This window comes from Nostoc paludosum FACHB-159, from assembly GCF_014698835.1.
Taxonomy (GTDB): Bacteria; Cyanobacteriota; Cyanobacteriia; order Cyanobacteriales; family Nostocaceae; genus Nostoc; species Nostoc paludosum.
The window spans coordinates 1-3,187 of record NZ_JACJTU010000159.1 but is presented as its reverse complement, the minus strand read 5'-3'; the positions used below and the strand labels follow the sequence as shown (position 1 = coordinate 3,187).

Sequence of the window (3,187 nt, the reverse complement as noted above, 5' to 3'; positions counted from 1 at the left end):
AAATTCAGCAATATGGCGATTGTCAGACTGCTGGGTTAAATCTCAGCCAGAACCTTGAAAACTGCATAGGAATGCGAAAAAAGCAGGCAGACACAGACATTGGATGTGTATGCAAATGTAAGCGAAATTAGTGGTCAAGCTAATAAGAGCTGACGGTGGATACCTAGGCACACAGAGGCGAAGAAGGACGTGGTTACCGACGAAATGCTCCGGGGAGTTGGAAGCAAACTTAGAGCCGGAGATATCCGAATGGGGCAACCCTAAAAACTGGCTGCTGAATATATAGGCAGTCAAGAGCCAACCCAGCGAATTGAAACATCTTAGTAGCTGGAGGAAGAGAAATCAAACAGAGATTCCCTAAGTAGTGGTGAGCGAACGGGGAAGAGCCTAAACCAAAGGGTTTACTCTTTGGGGTAGTGGGACAGCAATATCGAATCTGGAGGCTAGACGAAGCAGCTAAATACTGCACCAAAGAAGGTGAAAGTCCTGTAGTCGAAAGTTGAAGGATAGTAGCTGTATCCCGAGTAGCATGGGGCACGAGGAATCCCATGTGAATCAGCGAGGACCATCTCGTAAGGCTAAATACTACTGTGTGACCGATAGTGAACCAGTACCGCGAGGGAAAGGTGAAAAGAACCCCGGAAGGGGAGTGAAATAGAACATGAAACCGTCAGCTTACAAGCAGTGGGAGTCCGATTGTTCGGATGACCGCGTGCCTGTTGAAGAATGAGCCGGCGACTTATAGGCACTGGTAGGTTAAAACGAGAATGTTGAAGCCAAAGGGAAACCGAGTCTGAAAAGGGCGTTAATCAGTGTTTATAGACCCGAACCCTGGTGATCTAACCATGGCCAGGATGAAGCTTGGGTAACACCAAGTGGAGGTCCGAACCGACCGATGTTGAAAAATCGGCGGATGAGCTGTGGTTAGGGGTGAAATGCCAATCGAACCAGGAGCTAGCTGGTTCTCCCCGAAATGTGTTTAGGCGCAGCGGTAATGAATATATCTGGGGGGTAAAGCACTGTTTCGGTGCGGGCTGGGAGACCGGTACCAAATCGAGACAAACTCAGAATACCCAGAGCACACATTGCCAGTGAGACGGTGGGGGATAAGCTTCATCGTCAAGAGGGAAACAGCCCAGACCACCAGCTAAGGTCCCCAAATCATCGCTAAGTGATAAAGGAGGTGAGAGTGCACAGACAACTAGGAGGTTTGCCTAGAAGCAGCCACCCTTGAAAGAGTGCGTAATAGCTCACTAGTCAAGCGCTCTTGCGCCGAAAATGAACGGGGCTAAGCGATGTACCGAAGCTGTGGGATTAATTAATTAATCGGTAGGGGAGCGTTCCGTGTTAGGAAGAAGCAGTAGCGGCAAGCAGCTGTGGACGAAACGGAAGTGAGAATGTCGGCTTGAGTAGCGCAAATATTGGTGAGAATCCAATACCCCGAAACCCTAAGGGTTCCTCCGCCAGGTTCGTCCTCGGAGGGTTAGTCGGGTCCTAAGGCGAGGTCGAAAGGCGTAGTCGATGGATACAGGGTGAATAATCCCTGACTATGATGTGGGAGCATTGCTAGGGACGCATAAAAGATAGCCACACCCTAATTGGTTTGGGAGGAGTTTACGAACTCCGCGTGGTGAATGTTAGTGCCAAGAAAAGCTAGTAATGTGATGAACACATTGTACCCGTACCCGAAACCGACACAGGTAGGGAGGTTGAGTATACCAAGGGGCGCGAGATAACTCTCTCTAAGGAACTCGGCAAAATGGCCCCGTAACTTCGGAAGAAGGGGTGCCCAAGTAATACTTGGGTCGCAGTGAAGAGATCCAGGCGACTGTTTACCAAAAACACAGGTCTCCGCAAACTCGTAAGAGGACGTATGGGGGCTGACGCCTGCCCAGTGCCGGAAGGTTAAGGAAGTCGGTCAGGCTGCAAAGTTGAAGCTGGCGACCGAAGCCCCGGTGAACGGCGGCCGTAACTATAACGGTCCTAAGGTAGCGAAATTCCTTGTCGGGTAAGTTCCGACCCGCACGAAAGGCGTAACGATCTGGATGGTGTCTCAGAGAGAGACTCGGCGAAATAGGAATGTCTGTGAAGATACGGACTGCCTGCACCTGGACAGAAAGACCCTATGAAGCTTTACTGTAGCCTGGAATTGTGTTCGGGCTTGGCTTGCGCAGGATAGGTGGGAGGCGATGAGATATTCCTTGTGGGGAATATGGAGCCAACGGTGAGATACCACTCTGGCGAAGCTAGAATTCTAACCCATCTCCGTTAGCCGGAGAGGGAACAGTTTCAGGTGGGCAGTTTGACTGGGGCGGTCGCCTCCTAAAAGGTAACGGAGGCGCGCAAAGGTTCCCTCAGCACGCTTGGAAACCGTGCGGCGAGTGTAAAGGCATAAAGGGAGCTTGACTGCAACACGAACATGTGGAGCAGGTACGAAAGTAGGCCTTAGTGATCCGACGGCTCAGAATGGAATGGCCGTCGCTCAACGGATAAAAGTTACTCTAGGGATAACAGGCTGATCTCCCCCAAGAGTCCACATCGACGGGGAGGTTTGGCACCTCGATGTCGGCTCATCGCAACCTGGGGCGGAAGTACGTCCCAAGGGTTGGGCTGTTCGCCCATTAAAGCGGTACGTGAGCTGGGTTCAGAACGTCGTGAGACAGTTCGGTCCATATCCGGTGCAGGCGTAAGAGCATTGAGAGGAGTCCTCCTTAGTACGAGAGGACCGGGAGGAACGCACCGCTGGTGTACCAGTTATTGTACCAACAGTAGACGCTGGGTAGCCAAGTGCGGAGCGGATAACCGCTGAAAGCATCTAAGTGGGAAGCCCACCTCAAGATGAGTGCTCTCACTACATAAGTAGGTAAGGTCACGGGAAGAACACCCGTTTATAGGCGGTAGGTGGAAGTGCAGCAATGCATGTAGCCGAGCCGTGCTAACAGACCGAGGGCTTGACCTCTATATTCCAAAATTTCGCATTCCTGGCAGTCTTCAGGGTTTTGAACCCTCGAATTTAAAATTTCTAATTCTTTTTTGAATTTTGAATTTTGAATTTTGAATTCTTTCCTGGTGTCTATTGCGCGGTGGAACCACACTGAACCCTTCCCGAACTCAGAGGTGAAACGCTGCTGCGGCAACGATAGTTTAGGGGTTGCCCTACGCTAAAATAGCTCGATGCCAGGTTTAT

2 rRNA genes are annotated in these 3,187 nt (G+C 50.9%); both read left to right on the top strand.

Annotated features, from left to right (window positions below):
- Nucleotides 1-132: 132 nt before the first annotated feature.
- A 23S ribosomal RNA gene (locus H6H03_RS39705) occupies nucleotides 133-2,959 on the top strand.
- A gap of 106 nt (nucleotides 2,960-3,065) precedes the next feature.
- Nucleotides 3,066-3,183, top strand: a 5S ribosomal RNA gene (gene rrf, locus H6H03_RS39700).
- Nucleotides 3,184-3,187: the final 4 nt, after the last annotated feature.